We start from the raw sequence: 25,483 nt of genomic DNA on the forward strand, positions 1-25,483 counted from the left end.
GCCCCTCACCTTGCACTGCCCTTGGCCCGGCCCCCACCTTGCGCTGCTCTTGGGAGGAACGCCGTGGCCACGCGCCCCGGGCTCCACGCCCTTGCCGCCGCCGCTGCCGCCGCCGCGACGGCGAGCGCCGAGTGCCGGGCGGCGCACGGTGGACCGTCTCCTACACATGGGCCATGGCGAATGCCGACAGGAACCCCACCACGGTGACCAGGCCCGTCAGAAGGTGCACCTTGCTGTAGGCCTCGGGGATCATCGTGTCCGCGATCATGGCGAGGATCGCTCCCCCGGCCACCGCGGTGATCACCGCCATCACCGTCTCGGACGCTCCTCCGAGCAGCGCGTACCCGGCCAGTGCCGCGAGGCCGCTGATCAGCGCGATGCCGCCCCACAGGACGAAGACGTACCGGCGGCTGCGGCCGGCGCTGCGCATCCCGGCGGCGCTGGCCAGGCCCTCGGGAAGGTTGCTGATGAACACCGCTCCCACCGTGGCGGCGCCCAGGTGGCCGCCTCCCAGGAGACCGGTGCCGATGACCACGGACTCGGGTATCCCGTCCAGCAGCGCCCCCAGCGCGATGGCGTTGCCCGAACCGGGTGCCTCCGACTCGGACGGCTGCTGCTGTCCCGAGCGCTTGCGGTGCTGGGCACCGCGCCGTGCCAGCAGGACGTTCGCGCCCGAGTACACCGCGGCCCCGCCGACCGCACCGGACACCACCGGTCCCAGGCCGGAGCGCTCGTACGCCTCGGTGATCAGCTCGAAGGACACGGCGGCCATCAACACCCCGCTGCCGAACGCCATGACCAGCGCGATCCACCGCGGCGGGACCCGTACGAACGAACCGGCAGCGGCGCCGACCAGCAGCGCCGCTCCCGCGAACAGTCCCCACCCTCCCGCAACCAGCGCTCCCGTCACGGTCTCCCCTTTCCCACTGCTGACAGATGCACCGCATGTACCCGCTGCGTCGAGGAACAAGAGGGCCGGCCCGCGTCGTCCGGGGAACCGGCGCTCCGGCTCGTCGAGCCGGAGCACGGCCCGGGAGTCCGTGGCACGCGTCGGGAGTCCGTGGCACGCGTCGACGGGCGTGGTCGTCAGGAGGGCAGGGCCTGTTCCGCCCAGATCGTCTTTCCCGTGGGCACGTAGCGCGTGCCCCAGTGCTCGGTGAGCTGGGCGACCATGAACAGTCCGCGTCCGCCCTCTTCGTCGCTGCCCGCATAGCGGGCGTGCGGCGAAGTGTGCTGCGAGTCGGAGACCTCGCAGATGAGGGACCGGTCCCGGATCAACCGCAGACCGATCGGGCCCGAGGCGTACCGGATGGCGTTGGTGACCAGTTCGCTGACCACCAGCTCGGTGGTGAAGATCAGCTCGTCCAGGCCCCACCGGGCGAGCTGTTCCGCGGCCATCGACCGCGCGCGGGCGACCAGGGCGGGGTCCGGGGGCAGGTCCCAGGTGGCCACCTCACGCGCCCCGAGCGCGCGCGTACGGACCACGAGGAGGGTCGCGTCGTCCTGCGCCCGGTCCGAGGACAGCTCCGTCACGATCCGGGTGCACAGTCGGTCGGGCGACGATTCCCGCTGCTCGCCGAGGACGGCCGCCAACCGGTCCACACCCGCTTCGGTTCCCTGCCCGCGGGCCTCCACGAGACCGTCGGTGAACAGGACGACCAGGCTTCCTTCGGTCAGGTCCACCTCCGCGCTCTCGAAAGGGAGCCGTCCCACGCCCAGAGGGGCTCCCGGAGGCAGACGGAGGAAGGAGACGGTGCCTCCGTGCGGTTCCACGACGGCGGGCGGCAGGTGGCCCGCCAGCGCCCAGGTGCTCGTTCGAGAAGCCGGATCGTAGACCCCGTAGACGCAGGTCGCACCGGTGATGCCGCTGCCGTCCGAGCCGTGGCCGTTCTGGTCCAGCGCTTCCTTGCCGACCTGGTCGTTCAGCCGGGCGAGGAGTTCGTCGGGCGCGAGGTCCAGTTCGGCCAGGGTCCGCAGCATCGCCCGCAACCGCCCCATGGCGGCGGCGGCGGCCACACCGTGGCCGGCGACGTCGCCGACGACGAGTCCGACGCGTGCGCCGGAGAGGGGGATGACGTCGAACCAGTCGCCGCCCGCGCCGAGGTGGCTGTCGGCCGGGAGGTAGCGGCTCGCCGCCTCGACCGCGCTCTGCTCGGGGACCGAGCGGGGCAGCAGACTGCGCTGGAGCGTGACGGCGGCGGTGCGCTCGCGCAGGTAGCGCCGGGCGTTGTCGATGCATACGGAGGTGCGCGACACCAGTTCCTCGGCCACTGCCCGGTCGCCCTCGTCGAAGGGTTCGGAGTGGCCGGCACGCACGAAGGTGACCAGCCCGAGAGGCGTCTCCCGCAGGCGGAGCGGGACGTACAGCCGTGTCGGCGCGCGTGCCGCGTCCGTCGTCGACCGCGCCCCGGCGAGGCTTTCGGCCTGCGGCGACGAGGCGGCGTACGTGACCCGTTCTCCCACCCGGGAAGGGTTCTCGCCGGAATCCGCCACCCGCACGAGGTCCCAGGGCGTGACGGGTTTCAGGTCCTCGCCCTCGAGCACCTCCGCCGCCACGTCGACGACCACGGCGTCGGCGTACCGCGGCACCGCGGCCTTGGCGAGTTCCCCTGCCGTGCCGGCCGGGTCCAGCGTCGACCCGATCCGTGCGCCTGCCTCCGCGAGGAGCGCCAGACGCTGCTGCGCGCGGTAGTGGTCGGTGACGTCTATGGACTGCTCGCACACGCCCACGGCTTCTCCCCGGCCGTCCACCAGCCGGAAGTAGGAGGAGGACCAGACGTGCTCACGGAGGTCGCCCGGGGCGCGGCCCCGGAACTGTACGTCGATGATGGGTCGACCGGTCTCCAGGATCTGCTGGACGAGCTCCTCCGGCGGTGCCAGGTGCTGGGCCGTGAGGACATCACCGGGAAAGAGCTCGCTCATGGAGCGGCCCACCAGTGCGGTGAGGTCGCCGCCGAGCTCCCGGATGCTGGCCGCGTTCGCCCACAGGAGGCGCGTGTCGGGGCCGTAGATGGTCAAAGTCACCGGGGACTGGGCGACGAGACCCCGCAGCATCGCCTGGCGGGTCTCCCACCAGCGAAGGCCTTCCAGCTCGGTCGCCATGAGGACGGAGGAGGCGGCCCCGCCCGGGGCGGGGGTCAGGGGGTGCAGGGTCACCGCGATGCGCACGGTGTCTCCCGAAGGACGGCGCACGGCGACCACGGAACTGTGCGTTCCGTCGAGCTTCGGCCGCTGGCCGTCGGGCCGGGTCTCCCGCGATCCGTCGCGGTCGGTGGAAACGGTGGCGATCAGGTCCACCGCCCGGCGTCCCAGTACCTGCGAAGCCGGGTACCCCAGGAGGTCCTCGGCCTCGTGGCTCCACCCCACGAGCACTCCGTCCGCGTCGAGCAGGGCGAGGGCAGCCGGGGGCGGGCCGAGGGGCCCGCCTTCGTCCGCCTCTCCCGTGCCTGCGCCGACGGGGAAAGGCATCCCTTCCATACGCCCATCATCCTGCCGGCGGGCCCCGGGCGCAGCGTGCCCGGTCCGCGCCCGGCGTCAGGGCAGTGGGGGCGGTCGGAGCGGCGGTGACGGTACGACGGGAATCCTCGAACGGGGAGGGGGCGGGACGGCGGGCGGTGGGCTTCGGCCATCACGCGGCGGGGCCCTCTTCCTCCTCGCCCTCCTCGGGTGTTCCGTCGGCGGTCCGGAAAATTCGGTTCCGGGCCGCTGCCTCCGTCCCTAGGGTGCGGACGTGGAGATCACCTACGAACGCTTCGAATCGACCGACGCGGAAGAACTGGTCGACTTCCTCTCGGGCGACACGTGGCCGTTTCACGGCTCGGACGTCGTCGGCCGGGCCGAAGTCCGGCAGTGGATCGGAGAGGGCCGCTACGACGGCCGGGACAACCGGGCGTTCTGGATCGTGGTCGCCGGTGAGCGAACCGGCCTCGTCCGGCTGATGGACCTGTGCGACGACACTCCGCTGTTCGATCTGCGGATCGGTTCCGGGCACCGGGGGCGGGGGCTCGGCGGGAAGGCCCTGTCCTGGCTCACCGGGTACGTGTTCACCGAGTTCCCCGAGGTCCGGCGGATCGAGGGCACCACTCGTCAGGACAACGTGGCGATGCGCCGCGCTTTTCGACGGTGCGGTTACGCGAAGGAGGCGCACTACCGCGACGCGTGGCCGACGGCCGACGGCACGGTCCGTGACGCCGTCGGGTACGCGATCCTGCGGCGTGACTGGCTTTCCGGCAGCACGACGGTTCCTGATTGGAGCGACGAGCGCGGCCTCGGGGCGAGCGGCTGACGGGCAGGGCGGTCCGTTCGCGTTGGGCAGGACGCGCGCCGTCGTCGCGAAGGGGCCGACGGCCGTGGGGGCCGTCCGCGTGCGCGGTTCAGCCGGGCGCGGGTGCCGGGGCGAAGGGGTGCAGCTCGTCGGAGCCCGGTCCGACGAACCTGTAGCTGCTCTCCGGCACCTCGTTCCAGGCGCCCGGCAGGTTGTCGAGGGGCTCGGACACGATGAGGCGGGTCTCCGGGGAGATGTCCTGCAGGAAGGCGACGTCGGGATGCAGCCTGCGCAGGTCCTCCATCCGGCTGCTGTAGAACAGCGAGCGTGATGCCCGCTCGGTGGAGTAGCGGAAGGCCCAGACGCGTTCGCCCTCGGTGATGGCGAGGGTCATCTGGAGGGGGAACTCCACGCCGTGTTCGCGTCCGACGCGTTCCACCTCCCCCGCCATGCGCGCGACGGCGCCGGGCGGGTCCTGGTCCAGGCCGTAGGTGAGGGCCAGGTAGAACATCACCTCGGAGTCCGTCGTGCCTTCGAGGTGGGCGAAGAGGGAGGGGTCTATCAGCAGCATGAGGTCGCGGCGCATGAGGTGGAACCCGGTGATGGCGCCGTTGTGCATGAACATCCAGCGTCCGTGCCGGAACGGGTGGCAGTTCGACTGCTGCACGGCCGTCCCGGTCGACGCCCGGATGTGGGCGAAGAACAGCGGGGAGCGGACGTGGTCCGCCAGCTCCCGCAGGTTCCGGTTGTTCCACGCGGGGCCCACGTCCCTGAGGAGCGCCGGGGTGTCGCTGTGCTCCGAGTACCAGCCGACGCCGAACCCGTCGCCGTTCGTCGTCTCGAGGCCGAGCTTGGCGAAACGGCTCTGATCGATCAGCGAATGGGTCGGTCTGTACAGGATGGTGTCGAGCAGTACGGGCGTTCCCGAATACGCGAGCCATCGGCACATGCGTGATCACCTGCGTCCCTGTGGCGCGGCGGAGGGGGCGTTCCCGCTCCTTCGGCGTGGCGCTGACCGGCGCCCGGTCCGCCGTCGTGGCCGGGCGCCGGTCCCGCTGTGCTCCAGGAGCCCCGGTGGGGGACGTTGCTTCTCCCCCTGCTCCACGGGCGTTCCGTAGCGAACCCGTCCGACTCTCATTCTCGGCCTCGCTCCCGGACGCCGCCACGCGATCTTCGTTCCCCGTCCGGGAGGTCCCTCCTGCCCGTCGCGCAGCCGCCGAAACGGGCGGGGTGGCCGGTCGGGCCCCGGTGTCGCACCATGAAGAATGATGCTCGAATGAGCATCTCCTGCCTCATGAGAGCGGGTGTGCTTAGATCACGACCGACAGGGAACCCGCACCAGACAGAGCCGCCAGTCAGATGGCGACCGGCCCGAGAATCGTCGAGTTTTCCAGGAGTCACCGTGCTCGTCCGAATGGGCGTCGAAGAGGAATTCCATGTGATCGACGCCGAGAGCGGCGCACTCACCCCGCGAGCGGACGCCGTCCTCGGGCGGCTTTCCCGGCGCGGGGACGAGTTCACGCGGGAGCTGCCCCGATCAGTCGTCGAGTCGAACAGCGGGGTGCACGCGTCCCCCGAAGGACTGTACGCCGACCTCTCCGCGTCGCGACGGCTCCTGGACGCCGCGGCCTCCTCCCAGGGCCTCGCGGTCATGGCCGCCGGGACGGCCCCGATCGCCCGCCTCGGAGCCGTACGGGCGACGGACGACCCCCGCTACCTCGCCATGGCGGAGGACTACCGCCGGGTCGCCGACGAGCAGCTGATCTGCGGCGCCCAGGTGCACGTCGACGTCCCCGACAGGGACACCGCGGTCCGGGCCCTCTGCGTCCTGAACCCCTGGGTCCCGCCCCTCCTGGCGTTGTCCGCGAGTTCTCCCTACTGGCTCGGGGCCGACACGGGCTACGCGAGCTGGCGCAGCATGATCTGGCAGCGCTGGCCCACCTCGGGCCCCGCCGGATGCTTCGCCGGTGCCGATGACTACGACGCCGCCATCGACGAGCTGATCGGCTCCGGCGTCATCAGCGACGCGGGGATGATCTACTACGACGTCCGCCCCTCCGCGCACCTGTCGACGCTCGAACTGCGCGTCTGCGACGCCTCTCCCCGCGTCGAGACGGTGGTGCTGGTCGCGGTCCTCTTCCGGGCGCTCGTCGTCGACGCCTGCGCGCGCGTCGAGGCCGCGGGGGGCGAGCCCTGCACCGACAGACACGAGTGGTTGCGGGCCGCGACGTGGCGGGCGGCCCGCTCCGGCCTCGAAGGAGACCTGGTCCACCCGGTCACCCGCCGGCCGGCGCCGGCGCCGGAGGTCGTGCGCGCCCTGCTCCGCCACCTGCGCCCGACGCTGGAGGCGTACGGGGACTGGGAGACCGCCCGGAGCCTGGCCGAGGAGGCACTGGGCCGCGGCAGCGCCGCCCACCGGCTCCGCCGCGTGGCGTCCGACGCCGACCTGCTCGCGGCCGTGGACCTCTTCCTGGCCGAGACCCGCGGTGAGGACTGGAGCGGGCGCAAGCGGGCGGGCAACGCCTTCAGGACGCCTCGTTCCCGAGCGTGGGGCGTGCCGGCGTAAGGCTGCCGAGGATGACCGATCTCGTATCCGTGTCCGATCGACGAGGAGATTGTGGATGTGTGGCTTGAGCGGTGAGATCCGCTTCGACAAGAGACCTGCGGACGTGGCCGCGGTCGAGCGCATGACCGACCGGATGGCGGCCCGCGGCCCCGACGGCCGGGGACTGTGGTCCCTGGGGGCCGTCGCCCTCGGACACCGCCGTCTGAAGATCATCGACCTGTCCGAGCGGGGCGCCCAGCCGATGACCGACAGCGAGGCACTGCTGACCTGCGTCTTCAACGGCTGCATCTACAACTACCGGCAGCTGCGCGAGGAACTGCGACAGCTCGGTCACCACTTCGACACCACCTCCGACACCGAAGTGGTGCTCAAGGCCTACCGCCAATGGGGCCGCGACTTCGTCCAGCACCTCGTCGGCATGTTCGCCGTGGCGCTGGTGGAGCACGAGACGGGGCGGCTCGTGCTCGCCCGTGACCGGCTGGGCATCAAGCCGCTCTACCTGGCCGAACTGCCGGGCCGGCTGCGCTTCGCCTCGACGCTCCCCGCGCTCCTCACGGGCGGCGGGGTGGACACGACGCTCGACCCGGTGGCGGTGCACCAGTACATGAGCTGGCACGCGACCGTGGCTCCGCCCCGTACCGTCCTGGCCGGCGTGCGCAAGCTTCCGCCGGCCACCGTACGCGTGGTGCAGCCGGACGGCACCCATCACGACCACTGCTACTGGCAGCCCTCCTACACGCGGCGCAGCGCGTTCGCGGGGATGGGACCGGACGACTGGAGGGACGCCGTCCTCGACGCGCTCCGCACGGCGGTGCGGCGACGGATGGTGGGCGACGTGCCCGTCGGCGTCCTGCTCTCGGGCGGCCTCGACTCCAGCCTCATCGTCGCCCTGCTGGCGGAGGAGGGGCAGAAGGACCTGGCGACGTTCAGCGTGGGCTTCGAGTCGGAGGCGGGCGAGGAGGGCGACGAGTTCGTCTACTCCGACCAGGTCGCACGGCACTTCGGGACCGACCACCACCAACTGATGGTGCCGTCGGACCGGGTCGCCACCGCCCTGGGCGACGCCATCGCCGCCATGAGCGAACCGATGGTCAGTCACGACACCGTCGCCTTCCACCTGTTGTCGGAGCTGGTGTCCAAGGAGGTCAGCGTCGTCCAGAGCGGCCAGGGCGCCGACGAGGTCTTCGCCGGATACGGCTGGTACCCCGACCTGGCGTCCGTCGAGCGGGAGCAGGAGCCCCGGCGTTACGAGGAGGTCTACTTCGACCGTTCGCACGCCGATCTCGCGAAGATCCTGCAACCGCACATGCTGCCCGACCGCGACGTGTCCGCGGAGTACGTCCGCGCGCACATGGCCGCGCCGGGGGCCGAGACCGCACTGGACGCGGCGCTCCGCCTCGACACCCACGTCATGCTCGTGGACGACCCGGTCAAGCGGGTCGACAACATGACGATGGACTGGGGACTCGAAGCGCGCGTGCCGTTCCTCGACCACGAACTGGTCGAGCTCGCGGCCGCCTGCCCGCCGGAGCTGAAGCTCGCGGAGGGAGGCAAGGGCGTGCTCAAGCGAGCCGGACGCACGGTGCTGCCGCGCAACGTCGTGGACCGGCCCAAGGGCTACTTCCCGGTGCCGGCCGTCCGCCACATGGCGGGCCCCGTCCTCGAACGCGTACGGGACGCCCTGTCGGCCCCGGAGGCCCGGGTGCGCGGGCTGTTCCGTGACGAGTACGTCGCCTCGCTGTTGGCGGCGCCCGACGAGCACCGCACGAACCGGGGGGCGAATGCCCTGTGGCAGGCGGCATTGTTGGAGATATGGCTGCAGACGCACGGAATCCACTGAACGCGGCCCCCGAGTCGGCGGCTCCCCTGGCGGAGCCGCTGGCCGACGCCGCCGGCCCGAGGGAAGCGCCGCCGCCACGGGTGGCCCACGGCTGCTGGTACCCGTCCTCCGACCCGCGGGGCGAGCACGTGGCGTTCATCTGCGACCGCGACGGCGCGCCGCAGCTCTGGACCGGCCCGGTCGGCGTCGACGACGCGCACCTCCTGGACACCGGTCCGGACCACGTCACGGAGGTCTCCTGGTCCCCGGACGGCAGGTGGATCGCGTACACCGCGGCCCCCGGCGGAAGCGGACACACCCGGGTGCTCTGCGTCCGCCCCGACGGTTCGGACCGCAGGGTCCTGGCGGGCGCGGAACCGGGGAGTTCGGCCTATCTGGGGTGCTGGGCACCGGACGGATCGGCCCTCGCGGTGACGGTCGCCGAGCCCCTCCGGCAGGAGGCGGACCCGTTCGACGCCGACCGGCCCGCCGGCTGGACGGAACGCGACGGGCACGCCACCCTCCTCGACGCTCCCCGTCCCGACTCGACGGCGGGCGGCCGGCCGCCGGAACCGGCCCGTGACCGGCTCACGGCCTATCTCGTCGATCCCGCCGGGACGGCCGCGCCCGAGCTCCTGGCCGACGAGACGGGGGCGGCGACGCTCCGCGTGTGCGACCTCAGCCAGGACGGGCGCCTGACCCTGTTGCGCCGCGGACCCCGGGGAAGGCGCGAAGCCGTGGTCGTGCGCCGGACCGACCGGACGCCGACGTGCGTCCTGCGGGTCGCGGACGGCGATCCGTGGATCGGCCGCTTCTCGTCCGACGCGCGCACGGTGTGGCTGCGCAGCGACCACGACCGTGAGTTCGCGGCGCTGCTCGCGGTCCACCTGGACGGCGCCGACGAGCAGAAGGACCTTTCCGTGGTGGCCGCACGCGACGCGTGCGACCTCGAACTGCTCGCTCTCGTGGAGAGCGGTCGGCGGGCCGCCCTGACCTGGAACGACGGAGGGGTGAGCCGGCTCGAGACCATTCCGCTGACCGACGGGTGGGCCGGCCCTCCGCCCCGCCGGGTGGAGCTGGCCCACGAGGTGGTCACCCGCGTCGCGCCGGCGGGGCCCGACGGGATGGTGATCGCGCTGTCGGGGTCCCGCCGCCGCCCCGGCGTATGGGCCGTGACGTCCTCCGCGACGCCCGTCCGCACGCCGTGGTCGGCGCGCGACCGCGACTCGGTCCCGCGGGGGATGGAGCCCGTCCGGCCCGTCCCCCTGCGTGCGGCCGCCCGCGACGGGCTGCTCCTGGGCGGCTGGTACCACCGGGCCCCCGGTCGGGGGCCCGGGGAACCGGCGCCCTGCGTCCTGCATCTGCACGGCGGCCCGGAGGAGCAGGAACGCCCCGTCTTCGACCCGCTCTACCAGGAGCTGCTCGGACGGGGCCTGGACGTCTACGCCCCCGATGTCCGCGGCTCCTCCGGCTGGGGCCGCTCCTTCGTCGACGCCGATCTGGGCGAGGGCCGTTTCGCCGCGATCGACGACGTCGCGGACTGCGCGATGCACGCCGTCGCGTCGGGCCTCGCCGACCCCCGTCGCCTCGCCGTGATGGGGCACTCCTACGGCGGCTACCTCACTCTGGCCTCTCTCGTGTGGCACCCCGAGCTCTTTCGCACGGGCGTCACCGTGTGCGGGATGTCGGACTTCGCCACCTTCTTCGCGGGCACCGAGCCGTGGCTCGCGGAATCGGCCGCCCACAAGTACGGCCATCCCGAACGGGACCGGGCCCTCCTGCGCGCGCTGTCGCCCATGAGCCGTGTGGACGAACTGCGCGTCCCGCTGCTCGCGGTGCACGGGGAGCACGACACGAACGTCCCGCCGGGAGAGTCCGGGCAGATCGTCGACGCCGCACGCGCACGGGGGCTGGTGGCGGAACTGCTGCTGCTGCGCGGCGAGGGCCACGACTTCCGGCGTGCCGACAACCGGCGGCTGTTCCGCCGCAGCGCCGCGGCGTGGATGCAGCGGTGGCTGCTCGGCTGAGGCGGGGCGCGGACCGGCAGACGTAAGCCGGGACGGGGGCGCACGCCGGGGCGGGGCGCGCGGACCGGCGGGGCGTACGGCCACGGCCGCGACGAGTTCCGCGGCCGTGGGCGTACGGTCGGCCGCGCCCTCCTCCCGGTCATCGCCGACCGGATCCGCGCACCCCACCGGGTCGACCGTGCCTTCCGGTCATCGGCGCACCGGCACCCGGCACCCGGCACCCGGCAGGGCCCTTCCGGTCATCGGCGCACCGGTACCCGGCAGGGCCGTCGCTCCTGCCCCGCCACTACCCCTCCTGCCCTCACCGCCCCGCCGCGGCCTTCTCCCCCGAGCGGGTCCAGGCCCGCTCGCGCACGTCCGGACGCAGCAGGACGTCGGCCGCCGTGCAGGCCAGCGCCTCCGCCGCGGCGGTCATCACGTGCCGGGCCCTCGGCCCCGCCGCCGCCTCCGCGAACTCGGGCGTGTGGTCGGAGGCCTCAGGGCCCAGGATGGCGATCCACGGGTGGATCGCGGGCACGCGCGTGCTGACGTTTCCGATGTCGGACGACCCCAGGTACACGCCCGCCGCAGGTTCCGACAGCCGGATGCCGGCCCGTTCGAGGTGTCCGGCGAACAGGGACGACAGCACCTCGTTGTCGCGGAAGTGCTCGTACCGCCCTCCCACGTCGGTCACCTCCACCTCGGTACGGGTGGCCAGGGCCACGCCCTGGGCGCACGACCGCAGCTCCTCCACCAGCCGCTCCAAGGCCGACGTGGTCTCCCCGCGCAGTCCGAAGAGGCCTTCCGCGTAGGCGGGGACGAGGTTCGTCGCCCGGCCGCCCTCCGTCACGATGCCCTGGACGTGCGATCCCGGGGGGAGCCGCCTGCTCAGTACACCGAGCGTGTTGAAGAGCTGGATCAGCGCTCCCAGCGCGTCGATCCCCTCGGTCGGGCTGCCGGTCGGGTGCGCGGCGCGACCGTGGAAACCCACCCGGACCTGTGCGCTGGCCGTCAGCGGCGCCCACGTCCAGTCGTGGACGCCCGGATGGAACATGAGCGCCGCGTCCACTCCTTCGAACAGCCCCGCCGCCACCTCCGCGACCTTGCCGCCGCCGCGCTCCTCCGCGGGCGTCCCGACGGCCAGCAGCGTCCCCTCGACCTCGCCGAGCGCGGCGCGCACGGCGAGTGCGGCACCGAGTCCCGCCGCCGCGATCAGATTGTGGCCGCACGCGTGCCCGAGGAGCGGCAGCGCGTCGTACTCCATCAGGAGGGCCACGGAGGGCCCTTCCCGGGCACTGTCGGCCGAACCGGTGCGGGCGGTGAACGCGGTCGGCAGGCCGGCCACCCCGCGTTGCACCTCGAAACCCTCCTGTTCGAGCTCGCCCGCCAACAGCCCGGCCGCCCGGTGCTCCTCGTACGCCGTCTCCGGGTCTCGGTGCAACGCCAGGCTCACCTCCCACAGCCGGTCGGCGCGGGCCGCGACCTCCTGCCTGACACGGGCGTACAGGGACTCCGCCATCTGTGACACGCGCACTCCTCAGGACTCTCCGCTCGCCGCCCCGTGTTCCACGACGACGGGCGGGCGCCACGACGTGTGACCGCGGGGGAAGGCCCCGCCCCGGGCACCCGGCCGGGCCGCGGAGCCCACGCCCGCTCGCTGAGGAGCGGGCGGCGGGACCTGCTCGTCGTGTCCTCCGGAAACGGCCGGAAAGGGCCTCGTCGCTCCTCGGCAGCTCCACGAGCGACCGGCCCTCGGTTCCGCTTTCCTCGTGCTCAGTGGCCGAGGGCGTTCTTGAGCTGCTGCTTCGTCATGGTGGAGCGGCCTTCGACGCCGCGCTTCTTCGCTTCCTGGTAGAGGTCGTCCTTGGTGCGCTCGGACGATCCGCCGCCCCCGGACTTCTCACCACCCCGCTGCGAGGCGGACTTTCCCGAGGTCGAGCTGCGGCTGGCCGACTTGCTCTCGCCCGACCGCGCCCGTTCCTTGTTCACGGTGCGGGAGGCCATCTCCTCGGCACGGCCCTCGGACATCCCGCGCTTCTCGCCGGACTCCTTGATGTGCTCGTACTGGCGCTCGCGCTTGGAGCTGCTTCCTCTGGGCATGGGAACACTTCCTTCGTGAGAGATCCGGGGTTCCCGGCCATGCTGCGCGTACCCGGACCGTCGCGCATTTCACGCGCGGCCGAAGGGGAATCGGAAGCGGGCCGTTCCGTTCACCGCAGGCCTTCCGCAGAGGCGCCCGGGGCGGTGCGCCCGGGCCCCGTTGGAATCCGCCGAGCAACGACTGCGGGTTGTGGAGGACAGCACCCTCACCGCACGGCAAGGGCTCGGGGCCGGTCCTGACCGGCCGTGGCGGCCCCCGTACGCGACCGGGCAGCGGCCCGCGCCCGTAGCCGTAGCCGTCGGTCGCCCCGTGGGTCCGTCGGTGGTTCATAGGCGATCTGTCGGTGGCCGCTGGAAACGTGGATGCCGGGTTGCCCGAGGGGCAGCCGCAACCGTCTTCAACGGCAAGGGAGCCCCGTCGTCATGTCGCCCACCCCGCCCTGGAACGTCCGACGCCTGCCGGGTGCCGAGGGCCGCGTCTTCCTGGTCACCGGCGGCAACGCCGGCATCGGGTACTTCGTCGCCGAGCAGTTGTCGGCAACCGGAGCCACCGTCGTGCTCGGCAGCCGGAGTCCCGCCAGGGCCGAGGCCGCCACGGCCTCGATCCGGGCGCGCGTCCCCGGTGCGCGGGTGCGGGCCGTACGACTGGACCTCGCCGACCTCCCGTCGCTCGGAACAGCGGTGGAATCACTGGCGACGGAGCGCCTTGACGCGGTGGTCCACAACGCCGGCGTCGCGCTCGACGACCCGCCGCGCAGGGAGACCGGGGACGGTCACGAACTCATGTTCGGCACGAACCACCTCGGGCACTTCGTCCTGACCCAGTGGCTGATGCCCCTGCTGTCGGCCGCGCCTGCGGCCCGCGTGGTGACCATGGGAAGCTTCGCGGCGAAGTCCGAGCGCCTCGACCTGGACGACCTGCAGTCCCGGAAGGACTACCGGCCCAAGCGCGCCTACGGACGCTCCAAGCTGGCGCAGATGCACTTCGGCCTCGAACTCGATCGCCGCCTGCGTGCTGCCGGCAGCACGGTGGCGAGCGTGGTGGTCCATCCCGGCGGCGCGTTGGACTCCCTCACCCCGTCGCGGCCGCCGGTCCATGTGCGAGCCACCGGCGCACGGCTGAGCGCGGCGCCTGCGGCCCTCCTCGTCCAGGGCAAGCACGCCGGCGCACGGCCCGCGGTCCGGGCGGTGCTCGACCCGGCCGTGCGGGGAGGCCAGCTCTGGGGGCCGCGCGTCTTCGGCCTGCGCGGCGAGCCTCGACGTGAAGCGGTTTGGAGCCACCTGGCCGACCGCTCCGTCGCGGCGCGGTTGTGGGACGCGAGCTGTGAACTGACCGGCGTCGACCCCTCCACCGCCTGCGGGTAGCCCGGGCACGCCCGCGGTGGCCGACGGGCGTCGAACCGGCCGCGGACGCCGGACGCCCCACGGGGCGGGTCAGGCCCCGTCCCGCGGACCGTGTGAGGGGTACGAGGAGATCGTCGACCGCGAACGCCACGTCGGCGTCGGCCTCCTCGGCCCGCTCCTGGCCCTGTCGGTCACGGCAGCCGGCGTCTCCGGCGACAGCGACCGGCGGCCGGGTCCTGGAGCGCCGTGTCGAAGAGACCCTGCGCGCCGAGGTCACGGACGGCGAACGGCCCCGCCGAGAAGAGACGCCGAAGACCCGCCCGGGGTGGAGACAGCCGTCCGTGGATCCGGACGCCGTCGCTCGGCGTCGTCGGCGTGATCGGGGGTCGACGCGCGGGGCCGGTTCCGAACGTGGCCGACCGGTGGGCGCCCCCACGGTTCAGCCGACTCCGACGGGTCACGCGGGTCCGGTGTCGCCCTGGATGCGTGCGTGGAGGTGTTCGTCGTGCCAGCCATCGGCGTGGAGGAGCGCGCTGCGCATCGTCCCTTCCCGGGCGAACCCGGCTCGGGTGGCGACCCCGCAGGAGGCCGTGTTGGCCACGGAGTGCGTAAGGCGCAGGCGATGCAGCCCGAGGATGTCGAAGGCCCCTCGGCTGACGGCGAGAATGGCGTCGACCATGGCCCCGCGCCCGCGCCCGGCGGGCAGCAGCCAGTAGACGAACTCGCCGCCGCCGCCCGGCAGGTCCGGGTCGGCGAGGCCGATCAATCCGACGGGAGTGCCGTCCGCGGGAGTGACGGCCCAGATCGCGGCCTCCTCGTCCTGCCACCGCAGCTTCCAGCGCTCGATCTTCTCCCGGGCCGTGTCCGTGGTCAGCCGGCCGGGGCGGTTCCAGTGCTGGACGTCCGGGTCGAGGCACGACCGCACCAGGACCTGTGCGTCGCTCTCCTCCCATGGGCGCAGACGCATGTTCCCGGGGAGCGTGAAGTCGGGCTGCCGTGTCTGCTTCATGCGGCCGGGCGGCACCACGGGGGCTGTCGGATCGATCATCGATCCATCATGCCGAAGGGACGCCGTCCGTTGTCGTGAACGTCGGCATCCGCCCGAAGCCGGGGCCCCCGCCGGCGGGAGCCGCGCCTCCGGTGAGCTCCTGTGGGTGCAGGACGACCGTACGTCCTGCCGTGCGAGCGTCCGCGAGGGGCGGTCCACGCAGCGGGGTCGGGCCGACGGGTGTCCGTCGGCGTCGTCGCTCCTGCAGAGGGCGACGTCGTCGTCGACACCGGGGACCGCGGCGGCACGGACGGCCTGGAAGTCGGCCTCGAAGGCGTCGTGCACCGAGGCGGTGGTGACCCGGAGCATCGCCTCGTCGTTGTTGCGCAGGGCCGGACCGCTCCAGTTGTGGCTGCCGGTCCACCTCATCTTCTGCACCGATCCCGCGTACATGCCGCTGATCAGCCGGTTCTTGGAGTGCACGATCCGCCTCGGAGTGGTGGGGTCCGCGTCGTCGTCGTGCTGGTAGTAGCGGTGGGTGATGCCGGAGACGCCGTGCAGGGCGCTCCACGTGCCGGCGTCCGTCTCGCTGTAGACGAGATCGACCAGACATCCCGCCCCGGCCAGTTGCCGCAGCTTGTCGGCGACGGCCTGCCGGGTGATCTTCGGCATGGCGGCATGGACGGTGGTGCGGTGGCTGCCGGCGGCGTCGCTCCAACGGCAGGTGACGTCGTCCAGGGCGTTGACGACCGTGTCGGTGCTCGCGTCCCCGCCTGCCCTCGGGAAGAAGGAGTACTTGTGGTCGCCCGCGTTGCCGTAGGTGTACGACCGGTCCGAACGGTTCTGGGCGGCGAGGCGCGAGAAGTACGCGGTGTAACCGTCGTACAGGTCGCCGTTCCCTGCGACGGTGAGCGAACTGTTCCAGTGGCGGCTGTAGTTGGACGGCGTCAGGTTCGACCCCGCTTCCGTGAAGCGCGGTCGACTGCGAAGGTGCTCGTGATGCTCGGGCTCCCAGGGCTCGACGACGACCCGGGCGTTCTCGACGGCCCTTATCTTCATGGCCCGCCCGAAGGGGCGTGTCACCTTCGGGCGCGGGGCAGCGGGCGCCGCGCGGACGCTTCGGCCCGTGGAAGGCCGTCCACGAACGGCATGCGCCGTGGTCGTCCGACGGAACCCGGGAGACAGGCTCCGAAACCGTTCGACCGAGCTAGCCGGGCTCGATTTCGTCGTGGATGGTCAGCGCTCCGGCGAGGTCGAGATCGGCGACAGTGCCGTGTGCGCCGGCGCGGACGAGCAGGACCGCGCCGAGCGCGGTGCTCCAGAACGTCCTGGCCTCCACGTCGAGCGGCCGACGGGCCTTCCAGCCGCGCCCGTCGACGAGCCGGCCCACGAAGCGTTCGGACTGCCGGAACAGCAGCTGGAGGTGCCGGTCGACCACAGGGGCGAGTTCGGGCTTGGAGATCGCGGCGGCGAGGGCGCGCGCGACCGGGGGGAGCGAGGGCATGGCCAGTACGGCACGGGCGATGTTGCGCCGGAACGTCGCCGCGTCGGGGGCCTGGCGACCGATGCGCTCGATCCGTCGGGCGTCGTGCAGCAGGCCGAGAAAGGCGGCGTGCACGAGCAGCGAGTCCTTGGAGCCGAAGTAGTAGGTGACCTGGTTGGGGAAGGCGCCTGCCGCGTTCGCGATCTCCGCGACGCTCACCTCGGCGCCGGGCCGCTCCTTGCAGAGCCGCGCGGTCGCCTCGATCAGTCGGCGCCTCGTCGCGCGGCCACGGTCGCGCGATCGAGTGGACGTCGATCGGGCTTCGGTTCGCTTCTTCTCCACACCCGAATTGTATGTGATACAACATGGCCTTGTTGACTTGTATCGCATACAAGAAAGGCTGAAGAGGATGCACCGGACTGAAGTCGTCGTGACCGGACTCGGCGCGATCACGCCGCTCGGTGGAGACGTGGAGTCCACCTGGGAAGCCCTGCTGGCCGGTGAGTCCGGCATCCGTGGTGACGTCCTGCGAGGCCAGGAGGAGACCGGCCTTTCCGACGTCGTCGCGGGGACCATGGCGGCCGACCCCGCGGCATCGCTGCCGCCTGCGCAGGCCAGGCGGCTCGACCGCTCGCAGCAGGCGGCCCTCACCGCCGCGGCCGAGGCCTGGGCCGACGCCGGTGCCCCGGCGGTGGACCCGGACCGGCTCGCCTCGGCGATCGGCACGGGTATCGGTGGCGTGCACACGCTGTTGAAGCAGGACGACGTGCTGGAGGCGGCCGGGGTGCGGCGCGTCTCGCCGCGCACGGTCCCGATGCTCATGCCCAACGCGGCGGCGGCGCTGATCAGCATCGAATACGGCGCACGGGCCGGGGTCTACACGCCCGTCTCGGCGTGCTCCTCCGGTGCCGAGGCGATCGCCCTGGGGGCCAGGCTCATCCGTGCCGGCGAGGCGGACGTGGTCATAGCGGGCGGCACCGAGGCCGCGATCACTCCGATCACCGTCGCCGGCTTCGCCCAGGCACAGGCGCTGTCGCGGCACACCGCGGACCCCGCCTCGGCGTCCCGGCCGTTCGCCGCGGACCGCAGCGGGTTCGTTCTCGGCGAAGGCGCCGCTGTCGTGGTGCTCGAAAGCGCCGAACACGCCGCCGCCCGGGGCGCACGCGTCCACGCGGTGCTCGCGGGCGCCGGCATCGCCGCCGACGCCCACCACATCACGGCCCCCGCCGCCGACGGCTCAGGTCAGATCTCGGCCATGCGGAAGGCCCTCGCACAAGCCGGCCTGGTTCCCGAACGGATCAGCCACGTCAACGCCCACGCCACCGGAACCCCGGTCGGCGACATCGCGGAGGCGCACGCGATCAGGGAGGTCTTCGGCCGCGCCACCGTGACGGCCCCCAAGGCGGCGCTCGGGCATCTCTTCGGTGCGGCCGGTGCGATCGAGGCACTCATCGCCGTCCTCAGCGTGGAGCGCGGCGTCATCCCGCCGACCCGCAACCTCACCGCGGCCGGCGTCGGGCCCGACATCGATCTCGATGTCGTCGCGGAGCGGCGAGACGCCCCCCAGGAAGCCGTGCTCAGCAACTCCTTCGGCTTCGGTGGACAGAACGTCTCGCTCGTCGTCACCGGCACACGGCACCGCACGCCCCGTACGGCCTCCCCCACCTCATGACCCACGCGAACGCACCGTCGTCCGTGGAGGGCCGCCGTCGACGGGACGCCGGTCGATCGGGCAGGTGCGCTCGCGGCACCGTCCGCATGCGCGCCCGCCCTCACGTCACTCCCGGGCGCGCGTCCCGCACCTTGCTCCCGCGAAAGCCGCATGATCACCGGGCAGCCGCGGATCTGTCCCATTTTCCGCCCCTGTCTGGGTAGGGGCACGGAGGAAAGAGGAAACGGACATGAGCGCCAGCGAGAAGATCAAGGCCAAGGCCGAACAGGTGGCCGGCAAGGCCATACGGAAGGCGGCGCACGCGGTGGGCAACCGCAGCGTCACGGTGAAGGGCGCCGCTCTGGAGACCCGTGGCAAAGCCCGCGAGGCGAAGGAGCGCGGCAAGGACGTCTTCAAGCACTGAGCCGGCGGGGCGCCGGGGCGCCCGCCGGGGCACGTGGAGGGCCGAGGAGGGCTCCCCCGCCCCTCGGGGTTCCCTCACCCGGCTTGTTGAACCGAGCCCGGTGTGTCGCACCGGGCCGGTTCGGCCCCGCCCCGGGGTCCTCCGGGGCGTGCGCCCCGTCCCTCCGGAACAGCGGACCGCCGTCCGACGGCTTCCTCTCCCCGGCCCCGCCCTCGTGACCGCCCCGGCCCGCCCTCCCCGCCTCGGACGGCCGCTCCGCCCGCGCCGGGGGCTTCACCGGTGGGTCACGGCTCGGGCCCGCTTCTCCTGAGCGTCCCCCCTTTTCCCCGCTTTCCCCCGCATGCGGACGCCGTCTCCTTCACGGCCGGACTCCTTTACAGGGGGGGCACCTTGGATGTCGGCGTTTCGGCCATACCCGGCTTTCGCAAGGACCCCCGTCCCGCACGGATCGATGCACACCGCACGAACGAGCTTTCGCCCGACAGCGGGGTTCGAATGCCGTCCGAAACACGTGTGTTCGAGACGCGGGCCGGCGTCGTTGAGCCGTCCGACACCCTCACTCGACCCGTCGGAGGCCGTGATGTACCCCCTTCCCGCTGTTCCTGCTCGGGCCGACCGGTCTCAGGACGACCGGTCTCGGGCCGAGCGGCCTCAGGACGATCAGTGCGGGCGCGGATTCTCTTCGGTCACGGCTCCGCGTCCAGCCGCCACCTCCCGTCGCACGGCGCGGCCGGACGCGGGGTGGGGGGCATGACGGGCGGCGGTGAGGCGCCGGCGGCCGCCGCCGGGACCGCACCGGCGAACGCCCCGTCCGGGACCGTGCCGAACGTGGTCGGTGTCCACCTCTACCTGGAGCAGGAAGGGCGGGTCCTGATGGGTCTGCGGCATCCGGATTCGGCGTACGCCGGTGGGTCCTGGCACGTGCCGGCGGGCCACTGCGAGGCGGAGGCCGCCACCGCGTGCCTCGCGAGGGAGGCGCACGAGGAAACGGGGCTGGTGATCGACCCTGCCGACGTCGAGCCCGTCCACACGGTGCACATGGTGGACCGGCCCGACGATCCGCCCCGCATCCAGCTCTTCTTCCGTGCCCACCACTGGGAGGGCGCCCCGAAGCACCGGGAACCGGACAAGTGCGTCGCCTGGCAGTGGTGGAGCGCGGAGGACCTGCCCGAGCCGACCGTGCCCTACGCCCGTGAGGCGATCGAGGGCATCCGGACGGGTCGTGCCTACACGGAACTGGGGTGGGGGCGTTGAACGGCTGCGGCACGGGGGGCGCCGCGTACGCCGCCCGCTCCGACAGCGCGCGGGGCCGGCTCCGCCGCGGTCTGGTCGGGCGCCGGCTTCTCACCGAACTCCCGGGCCGTCCCGTCACGGTTCTCGATGCCGGCTGCGGGAACGGCGAGATGCCCCTCCGCGTCGACCGCGTCCTCCGGCTGGAACCCGGGCAGCGCCACCTGGAGCTCGGCCCGGGCCCGGGGATCTCCCTCGCCGTCACCGGCCCCCGTCTCGCCGCCGGAGCCGAGCGTGACGGCCACATGGCCTCCTTCGCCCGGCGCAACCCCGGCCGGCTCGGTCCGGGGGTCGCGGTCTCCCGCCGGGCGGCCCGTCCGGGCGTCACCCCCGAGGCGGTCCCGGTCCTCGTCGTCATGGTGGGAGACGTGGACTCGCCGGTTCCGCTCGATCTCGGTGCCGGTGCCGGTGCCGGTGCCGGAGAGCTTCCGGCCGCGCACCGGACGGCCCGCGTGGACATGGTGGACGAGGACCGTTCCGAGGGCGACGTCCGGCAACTGCCGGAGCAGCACGGCGAGGACGGCGGCGGGCACGTCGGGGACACCGGGTGCACGGTGCTGTCGGCCCGGCGGCCGGGAGGCGGCACGTGAGCGGCGTGCGGCACACCGTGCCGGTGGACGTTCACCTGATCGCCGTCCGCGACGGAGAGCGGGGTCCGGAGGTGCTGCTGTCCCGGCGGGCCGGCGGCGTGTACGCGTCCGGTCTGTGGCACGCGCCGTCGGGTCACGTGGAGCGGGAGACCGTCGTGGAAGCCGTCGTACGCGAGACGCTGGAGGAGACCGGCCTCGTGGTCGATCCGGGGGACGTCCGTGCGGCCGTGGTCGTGCACCACCGGCCGCCGGGCGGCGGGCGGGAACGGGTCGGGTTCTTCTTCGAGGTCCGCCGTTGGCGGGGCACGCCGCGGGTGGCCGAGCCGGACAAGTGCGACGCGATGGAGTGGTTCCCGATCGCGGCGCTGCCGGAGCCGATGGTCGCCTACTGCCGGGCCGGACTCGACGCCTATCGGACCGGTGCGCCGGTCGCTCTGCACTTCCACGCCCCCGAGGACCCGATCGCCCACGACCCGTGCGTCGACCGTCTCCGCCTCCTCGACGGGCCGGGGGCCGCGGGTCCTGGGCCGGATCCGGGCGTGCGGGATTTCGCCGAGCGCGCCGTCGGCCGCGTCGCCGCATGGGCGGATGTGTCCTGGGCCCGGGAGAACAGCCGTGTGTGGCGCGTCCGCGGCGCGGCGGGCGGCGAGTGGTTCGTGAAGGTCCACCAGAACGAGAAGTTCCACCGTCGCGAGACGGCCGCGTTGCGTGGCTGGGTTCCCGGACTGGGCGGCGCCGGGCCCCGCCTCGTGGCCGCGGACCCGGACCTCCGGGCGATCGTGGTGACCGCGGTCGCGGGCCGCTCCCTGCACGGCATGGTGCTGACCGGCGCCGAGGAGCGCGCGGTGTTCGAGGCGATCGGCGCGCTCGCGGCCCGCATCCACGCGAGTCCCCTCCCCGCGACGGCCTCCGGTGCCGCGCCCGTGGGACCGTACGACCGAATGGAGCGGCATCTGGACGCGGCGCGGCCGCTGCTCGAACCGGGCGACGAGGAGTGCGTCCGCGCGGCCGTCGCCGCCGCCCGGGGCTCCGGGCCGCTCATGCCGGTGGTGACGCACGGCGACCTGCAGCTGCGCAACCTTCTTCTCGGCGCCGACGGCGCGGTGCGCTTCATCGACGTCGAGCGCAGTGAACTTCGGCCCCGAGTGGGGGACTTCGTCCGCCTCTTCGACCACTTCGACGGCCGGGACGACCTGGCCACGGCGTTCTTCGTCGGCTACGGCCGCCCGCTGTCCGACACGGAGGGGGCGCATCTGGTCGCGAGCGTCGCCCTGGACTCGGTCTCCGGCATCGCTTTCGGGACGCGATCCGGGGACCCGGAGCTCGTCGAACGCGGCCGCCGCGCCCTCGCCCGCCTGCGTACCGGCGGCACGTGGCCCGGCGGCGGGAGGACGGGGACGTGGGCGGCCGGTGGCGCATCCGACCGGAGCCCCGACGGTGGCGGTCGGCCGTGACCCTTCCCTGCCCGCCTCCGTCGAGGAGGCCGACGCGAATCGAGCAACCGACCACGCCTCCACCGGTGTTCACGGCGCCGGCCGTTACCGGGGACGTCGCGCGGACGTCCCGCGTGTTCACCGCCTCGGTCCGCGGCGCGCAGGTCGCACCGACCGGCCCGGAGCTGTGGGGGTGCCGGGCCGCACGCCCGGGCACCGTGCCGGCACGAGCCGGTCGCGCAGCGCCCGCGCGCCGTACGGTAAGGCGGGCGGACGGCGCGGGAAGGGCACTGCCCTCGCGGACGTGGCGGTGCGCCGGGCGGCGCCGCGCCCCCGGCACGAACCCCGCCGATCGGAGGAACGATGACGACAAGCACCGCCGACCGGCCCGAGCCGGAGGACGCGCCCGGGTCCGCCCGGCCTCCGGTCGAGTTCCTCGATGCCCGCGCGCTGGTGTTCGCCGAGCAGGCGACGCCGGTCCTCTCCTCCTGGGAGGAACGGGAAGTGGACCGGCTCTGGGAGGAGACGACGGCCCGCAACCCCGCCACGTTCGACGGCCCGCTGGTGGCCGTTCTCGGCCTCGACCGGTCCGGAGACGGAAGCCTGGTCGTGCGCTGGGCCCCGATGACGTACCGCTTTCGTGCCCTGCGCCGGCTGCGGCCGCCCGAGCAGGTCCCCGGGTCTGTGTTCGTCACCGTCCTCCTGCCCACCGAGAACGGCCTCGTGGTCGGGCGCGGCTCTCCTGCCACCGCGGCGCCCGGCCGGTGGAGCCTGCCGGGCGGCGCGGTCGAACCGCCCGGGGCCGGCGAGCCCCTGAACGCGGCAGAGCTGCGCCGGCACGCCGCCCGTGAGCTGGTGGAGGAGACCGGTGTGCGCGTCGGCGCCGAGGAGCTGGAGCTGTGGGCCCTCACCCGGAGCAGCCGGTTCGGCGGCCTCGGCTTCCACTTTCTCTGTCCGCCCGCGTCCGGGGCCCTCGTACGCCGCCTGCACGCGGACCTGTCTGTCGTGCAGACCGCGTCCGGCGCGGGACCGGAACTCGACGAGATCGACTTCGTGTCCTCGCCGGTCGCGGCCGGTCGCCTCGGTTCGACGGCGGACTACCTGCCTCAGCTGTTCGACCGGTACTTCACCGCCTGACCCGTGCGCCACCGCCTCCTTCGGATCTCCGTGTTCGCGAAGGGACGTCATAGGGATGTCGTGCCGAACGCGGACGGACGGGTTCTGGGATCAGGGCGCCGCGGGATCCGCTCGCCGCCGCGCGAGTACCACCCCGCCGCCCTGCCCCCTTACGGGGCCGGGAACCGCTCCACCCGCGCAGGCGCGGCATCGCGAGCCGCTGCGACCGGGCTTCGAAAAGCCGCACCGATGTGATGCCTGCTCGCGGGCTCAGACGAGGGCGGTGACCAGCAGGGTGAAGGCGGCGACGATGACGGCGACGCGGACGTAGTGGAAGCGGTCCCAGCGGTTCATCTGCTGCTTCCAGTCGGCGGGCCGGTTCTCGGGGGTCCAGGTCTTGCCCCGGTCGTTGATCGGGACGAGCAGCAGGATCGACATGATCACGCTCAGAATCAGCAGCGCGGCGGCGATGACGACGAGGCCGGCGCCGGGGCGGTGCCATCCCGCGACGGCCCAGGCCGCGCTCAGGAGGAGCGAGCCGATGTACCAGACGGGCATCAGGGCGCCGAGCATCCGGCCCCCGTGGGCGCGGCCGAGCTGGCCGCTGTCCTCGGGGAGGGCGTCGAGGATCCGGTTGATGACGAAGGCGACGGAGAACTCCACCCCCACCATCAGGCCGACGACCACGGTGGTGAAGACCTCGAGTGCGTTGAGCATGATGACCCCTCCAGATGTCTAGCAGTGCTAGCCGATGAGGCAACGCTAGTACTGCTGCCGCTCGATTGTCTAGCGGTGCTAGGATCGAATCATGTCGGTACAGGAACGCAAGCAGCGCGAACGGGCGGACCGCGAGCGCCTCATCGTGGCGACCGCCCGCGAACTCGCCGAGCAGCAGGGCTGGGACGCGGTCACCACCCGGCGGCTCGCCGAGCGCATCGAATACAGCCAGCCCGTCCTCTACAGCCATTTCCGCGGCAAGCGCGAGATCATCGGCGCCGTCGCCCTCGAAGGTGCCGCCGAGATGGCGGCGGCGCTGCGGGCCGCGACCTCCGCCGCGGACGGCCCTCGCGCCCGGGTCACCGCCCTCGCCCGCACCTATCTGGACTTCGCCGAGCGCAATCCGGCGGTCTACGACGCCATGTTCCAGCTCGACGGGGGTCTGGCATTCGCGCGCGAGGAGACCCCGGAGCCGCTGAAGGACGCCTTCGCCGCCCTGCTGGAGAGCCTCGGCGAGGTCGCCGGGGACGGCGTCCACCCGGCGCTGTTCACCGAGGTGTTCTGGGCGTCCCTGCACGGGCTGGCCACCCTGACCCGGGCGGGACGGCTACCGCCCGGGGACACCGAGCAGAGGGTGGAACTGTTCGTGGAGCGGCTCGCCGTGCTCTGACACGCCGTTCCGACGGGGTGTCAGGAGCCCGCTCCGGAAGCCGCTGCTCACCCGCTCCGGAAGCCGCCGCCCCTCGGTGTCGCTGGCAGCGGTCCACCGCCGGGCCCGGCCCGGACGAGGGCGGCGGGAGGGCCCGATGCCCCCGGTTCGGGCAGGAGGCCCGGGACGCGTCGCGAATCGCCTGGCGTTCCGCCGTGACCGCGTCCGTGGGGGACCACGGTCCGCGTCCCCGGAGGTCTGGTCTATCCGCCCCGCCGTTCGACCGGCAGACCAGCGGTCCGGGCCGCCTCGGCGAGGACCCGGCGCAGCATCTCCGGCGTCAGTCTGCCGGTGAAGACGTTGCGCTGGCTCACGTGGTAGCAGCCGAAGACCGCGAGCGGGGCGCCCGTCCCCTCCGCGGCGGCCAGGGACACCCGCGTGCCGTGCCCGAACCCCGGCCGAGGCCGGGGCACGCTCCACCCGGCCCCGCCCAGCGCCGCCAGCGCGGCCTGCCAGCCGAAGGCGCCCAGGGCGACGACCACGCGCAGGGTCGGTCGCAGCAGCTGCGTCTCGCGGGTCAGCCACGGGCGGCAGGTGTCGCGTTCGCCGGGCGTGGGGCGGTTGTCCGGCGGTGCGCAGTGGACCGGGGCGGTGACCCGCACGCCGGTGAGCTCCAGCCCGTCGTCGGGACCGGTCACGGTCGCCCGGGAGGCCAGCCCCAGCTCGTACAGGGTCGCGAACAGCAGGTCGCCGGCCCGGTCCCCGGTGAACATCCGCCCGGTCCGGTTCGCGCCGTGCGCGGCGGGCGCGAGGCCGGTGATCAGCAGGGCCGCGTCCGCGGGCCCGAACCCGGGCACGGGGCGGCCCCAGTACTCCCGGTCCCGGAACGCCGCCCGTTTCTCGAGGGCGGTCTCCTCCCGCCACGCCACCAACCGGGGGCACGCCCGGCACTCCACGAGTCGGGCGTCCAGGTCGGCCAGCGTGTGGGCACGGTCGGCGGCACGCACCGGATACCCCTCGGCGGTCGGCATCCTCGCCCCACT

General features: G+C 73.2%; 21 protein-coding genes. 12 read left to right on the forward strand and 9 right to left on the reverse strand.

What is annotated here, in order from left to right; translation table 11 throughout:
• Window positions 1-160: 160 nt before the first annotated feature.
• Complete coding sequence (locus tag IE180_RS07105; RefSeq protein ID WP_190155916.1) at window positions 161-910, reverse strand: ZIP family metal transporter; 750 nt, start codon at window positions 908-910, stop codon at window positions 161-163.
• A 176-nt stretch (window positions 911-1,086) separates the two neighbouring features.
• On the reverse strand, window positions 1,087-3,477 hold the full coding sequence (locus tag IE180_RS07110; protein ID WP_229860348.1) for a SpoIIE family protein phosphatase: 2,391 nt from the start codon (window positions 3,475-3,477) through the stop codon (window positions 1,087-1,089).
• A 253-nt stretch (window positions 3,478-3,730) separates the two neighbouring features.
• On the opposite strand from IE180_RS07110, the gene IE180_RS07115 reads away from it, so the two are divergent.
• The gene (locus IE180_RS07115; RefSeq protein WP_190155917.1) at window positions 3,731-4,285 is read left to right on the forward strand and encodes a GNAT family N-acetyltransferase; all 555 of its coding nucleotides are present in this window, start codon (window positions 3,731-3,733) and stop codon (window positions 4,283-4,285) included.
• An 88-nt stretch (window positions 4,286-4,373) separates the two neighbouring features.
• Here IE180_RS07115 and IE180_RS07120 read toward each other — a convergent pair whose 3' ends face one another.
• Entirely contained in the window at window positions 4,374-5,213 is an 840-nt protein-coding gene (locus IE180_RS07120; RefSeq protein WP_190155918.1) for a class II glutamine amidotransferase, read from the reverse strand.
• A 453-nt stretch (window positions 5,214-5,666) separates the two neighbouring features.
• Between IE180_RS07120 and IE180_RS07125 the strand changes: the two genes are divergently transcribed.
• Genes IE180_RS07125 through IE180_RS07135 form a run of 3 tightly spaced genes read left to right on the forward strand, consistent with a single transcriptional unit; the run spans window position 5,667 to window position 10,676 of the window.
• A complete protein-coding gene (locus IE180_RS07125) occupies window positions 5,667-6,830 on the forward strand; it encodes a carboxylate-amine ligase (protein WP_190155919.1) in 1,164 nt (387 codons plus the stop codon).
• A gap of 55 nt (window positions 6,831-6,885) precedes the next feature.
• Window positions 6,886-8,670 (forward strand): N-acetylglutaminylglutamine amidotransferase, encoded by a 1,785-nt coding sequence (locus tag IE180_RS07130; RefSeq protein WP_190155920.1) that lies wholly within the window; start codon window positions 6,886-6,888, stop codon window positions 8,668-8,670.
• Complete coding sequence (locus IE180_RS07135; protein ID WP_190155921.1) at window positions 8,643-10,676, forward strand: S9 family peptidase; 2,034 nt, start codon at window positions 8,643-8,645, stop codon at window positions 10,674-10,676. Before IE180_RS07130 ends, IE180_RS07135 begins: the two co-directional genes overlap by 28 nt.
• 301 nt (window positions 10,677-10,977) lie before the next feature.
• On the opposite strand, the gene IE180_RS07140 is transcribed toward IE180_RS07135, so the two are convergent.
• Together IE180_RS07140 and IE180_RS07145 are read right to left on the reverse strand one after the other, a co-directional pair.
• A complete protein-coding gene (locus IE180_RS07140) occupies window positions 10,978-12,183 on the reverse strand; it encodes an amidohydrolase (RefSeq protein ID WP_373302690.1) in 1,206 nt (401 codons plus the stop codon).
• 245 nt (window positions 12,184-12,428) lie between these two features.
• Window positions 12,429-12,755 carry a plasmid stabilization protein gene (locus tag IE180_RS07145; RefSeq protein ID WP_190155922.1) on the reverse strand — a complete coding sequence of 109 codons (327 nt, stop codon included), beginning with the start codon at window positions 12,753-12,755 and terminating at the stop codon, window positions 12,429-12,431.
• Window positions 12,756-13,178: 423 nt separating this feature from the next.
• Between IE180_RS07145 and IE180_RS07150 the strand changes: the two genes are divergently transcribed.
• Window positions 13,179-14,120 (forward strand): SDR family NAD(P)-dependent oxidoreductase, encoded by a 942-nt coding sequence (locus IE180_RS07150; RefSeq protein WP_190155923.1) that lies wholly within the window; start codon window positions 13,179-13,181, stop codon window positions 14,118-14,120.
• A 436-nt stretch (window positions 14,121-14,556) separates the two neighbouring features.
• On the opposite strand, the gene IE180_RS37340 is transcribed toward IE180_RS07150, so the two are convergent.
• Window positions 14,557-16,146 (reverse strand): GNAT family N-acetyltransferase, encoded by a 1,590-nt coding sequence (locus IE180_RS37340; RefSeq protein ID WP_190155924.1) that lies wholly within the window; start codon window positions 16,144-16,146, stop codon window positions 14,557-14,559.
• Window positions 16,147-16,294: 148 nt separating this feature from the next.
• Complete coding sequence (locus IE180_RS07160; RefSeq protein ID WP_190155925.1) at window positions 16,295-16,912, reverse strand: TetR/AcrR family transcriptional regulator C-terminal domain-containing protein; 618 nt, start codon at window positions 16,910-16,912, stop codon at window positions 16,295-16,297.
• A 67-nt stretch (window positions 16,913-16,979) separates the two neighbouring features.
• Between IE180_RS07160 and IE180_RS07165 the strand changes: the two genes are divergently transcribed.
• From IE180_RS07165 to IE180_RS07190, 6 genes are all read left to right on the forward strand, one after another.
• The gene (locus IE180_RS07165) at window positions 16,980-18,242 is read left to right on the forward strand and encodes a beta-ketoacyl-[acyl-carrier-protein] synthase family protein (RefSeq protein WP_190155926.1); all 1,263 of its coding nucleotides are present in this window, start codon (window positions 16,980-16,982) and stop codon (window positions 18,240-18,242) included.
• Window positions 18,243-18,471: 229 nt separating this feature from the next.
• Entirely contained in the window at window positions 18,472-18,645 is a 174-nt protein-coding gene (locus IE180_RS07170; protein ID WP_190155927.1) for a CsbD family protein, read from the forward strand.
• Between the two features lie 750 nt (window positions 18,646-19,395).
• On the forward strand, window positions 19,396-19,899 hold the full coding sequence (locus tag IE180_RS07175) for an NUDIX hydrolase (RefSeq protein WP_190155928.1): 504 nt from the start codon (window positions 19,396-19,398) through the stop codon (window positions 19,897-19,899).
• Entirely contained in the window at window positions 19,887-20,525 is a 639-nt protein-coding gene (locus tag IE180_RS36230; protein ID WP_229860349.1) for a hypothetical protein, read from the forward strand. The genes IE180_RS07175 and IE180_RS36230 overlap by 13 nt, the downstream gene beginning before the upstream one ends.
• Window positions 20,522-21,979: an NUDIX domain-containing protein gene (locus tag IE180_RS07185; protein WP_190155929.1), complete on the forward strand. Its 1,458-nt coding sequence runs from the start codon at window positions 20,522-20,524 to the stop codon at window positions 21,977-21,979. The genes IE180_RS36230 and IE180_RS07185 overlap by 4 nt, the downstream gene beginning before the upstream one ends.
• Before the next feature lie 342 nt (window positions 21,980-22,321).
• Window positions 22,322-23,095, forward strand: a complete 774-nt coding sequence (locus tag IE180_RS07190; RefSeq protein WP_190155930.1) for an NUDIX domain-containing protein — start codon at window positions 22,322-22,324, stop codon at window positions 23,093-23,095.
• 249 nt (window positions 23,096-23,344) lie between these two features.
• Here the strand turns inward: IE180_RS07190 and IE180_RS07195 are convergent, their stop codons facing one another.
• The gene (locus tag IE180_RS07195; protein ID WP_190155931.1) at window positions 23,345-23,791 is read right to left on the reverse strand and encodes an anthrone oxygenase family protein; all 447 of its coding nucleotides are present in this window, start codon (window positions 23,789-23,791) and stop codon (window positions 23,345-23,347) included.
• A 91-nt stretch (window positions 23,792-23,882) separates the two neighbouring features.
• Here IE180_RS07195 and IE180_RS07200 point away from each other — a divergent pair, with 91 nt between their 5' ends.
• Window positions 23,883-24,461: a TetR/AcrR family transcriptional regulator gene (locus tag IE180_RS07200; protein ID WP_190155932.1), complete on the forward strand. Its 579-nt coding sequence runs from the start codon at window positions 23,883-23,885 to the stop codon at window positions 24,459-24,461.
• Between the two features lie 242 nt (window positions 24,462-24,703).
• Here the strand turns inward: IE180_RS07200 and IE180_RS07205 are convergent, their stop codons facing one another.
• On the reverse strand, window positions 24,704-25,471 hold the full coding sequence (locus IE180_RS07205) for a uracil-DNA glycosylase (RefSeq protein ID WP_190155933.1): 768 nt from the start codon (window positions 25,469-25,471) through the stop codon (window positions 24,704-24,706).
• Between the last annotated feature and the right edge of the window lie 12 nt (window positions 25,472-25,483).

The organism is Streptomyces litmocidini, assembly GCF_014649755.1.
Classification (GTDB): domain Bacteria; phylum Actinomycetota; class Actinomycetes; order Streptomycetales; family Streptomycetaceae; genus Streptomyces; species Streptomyces litmocidini.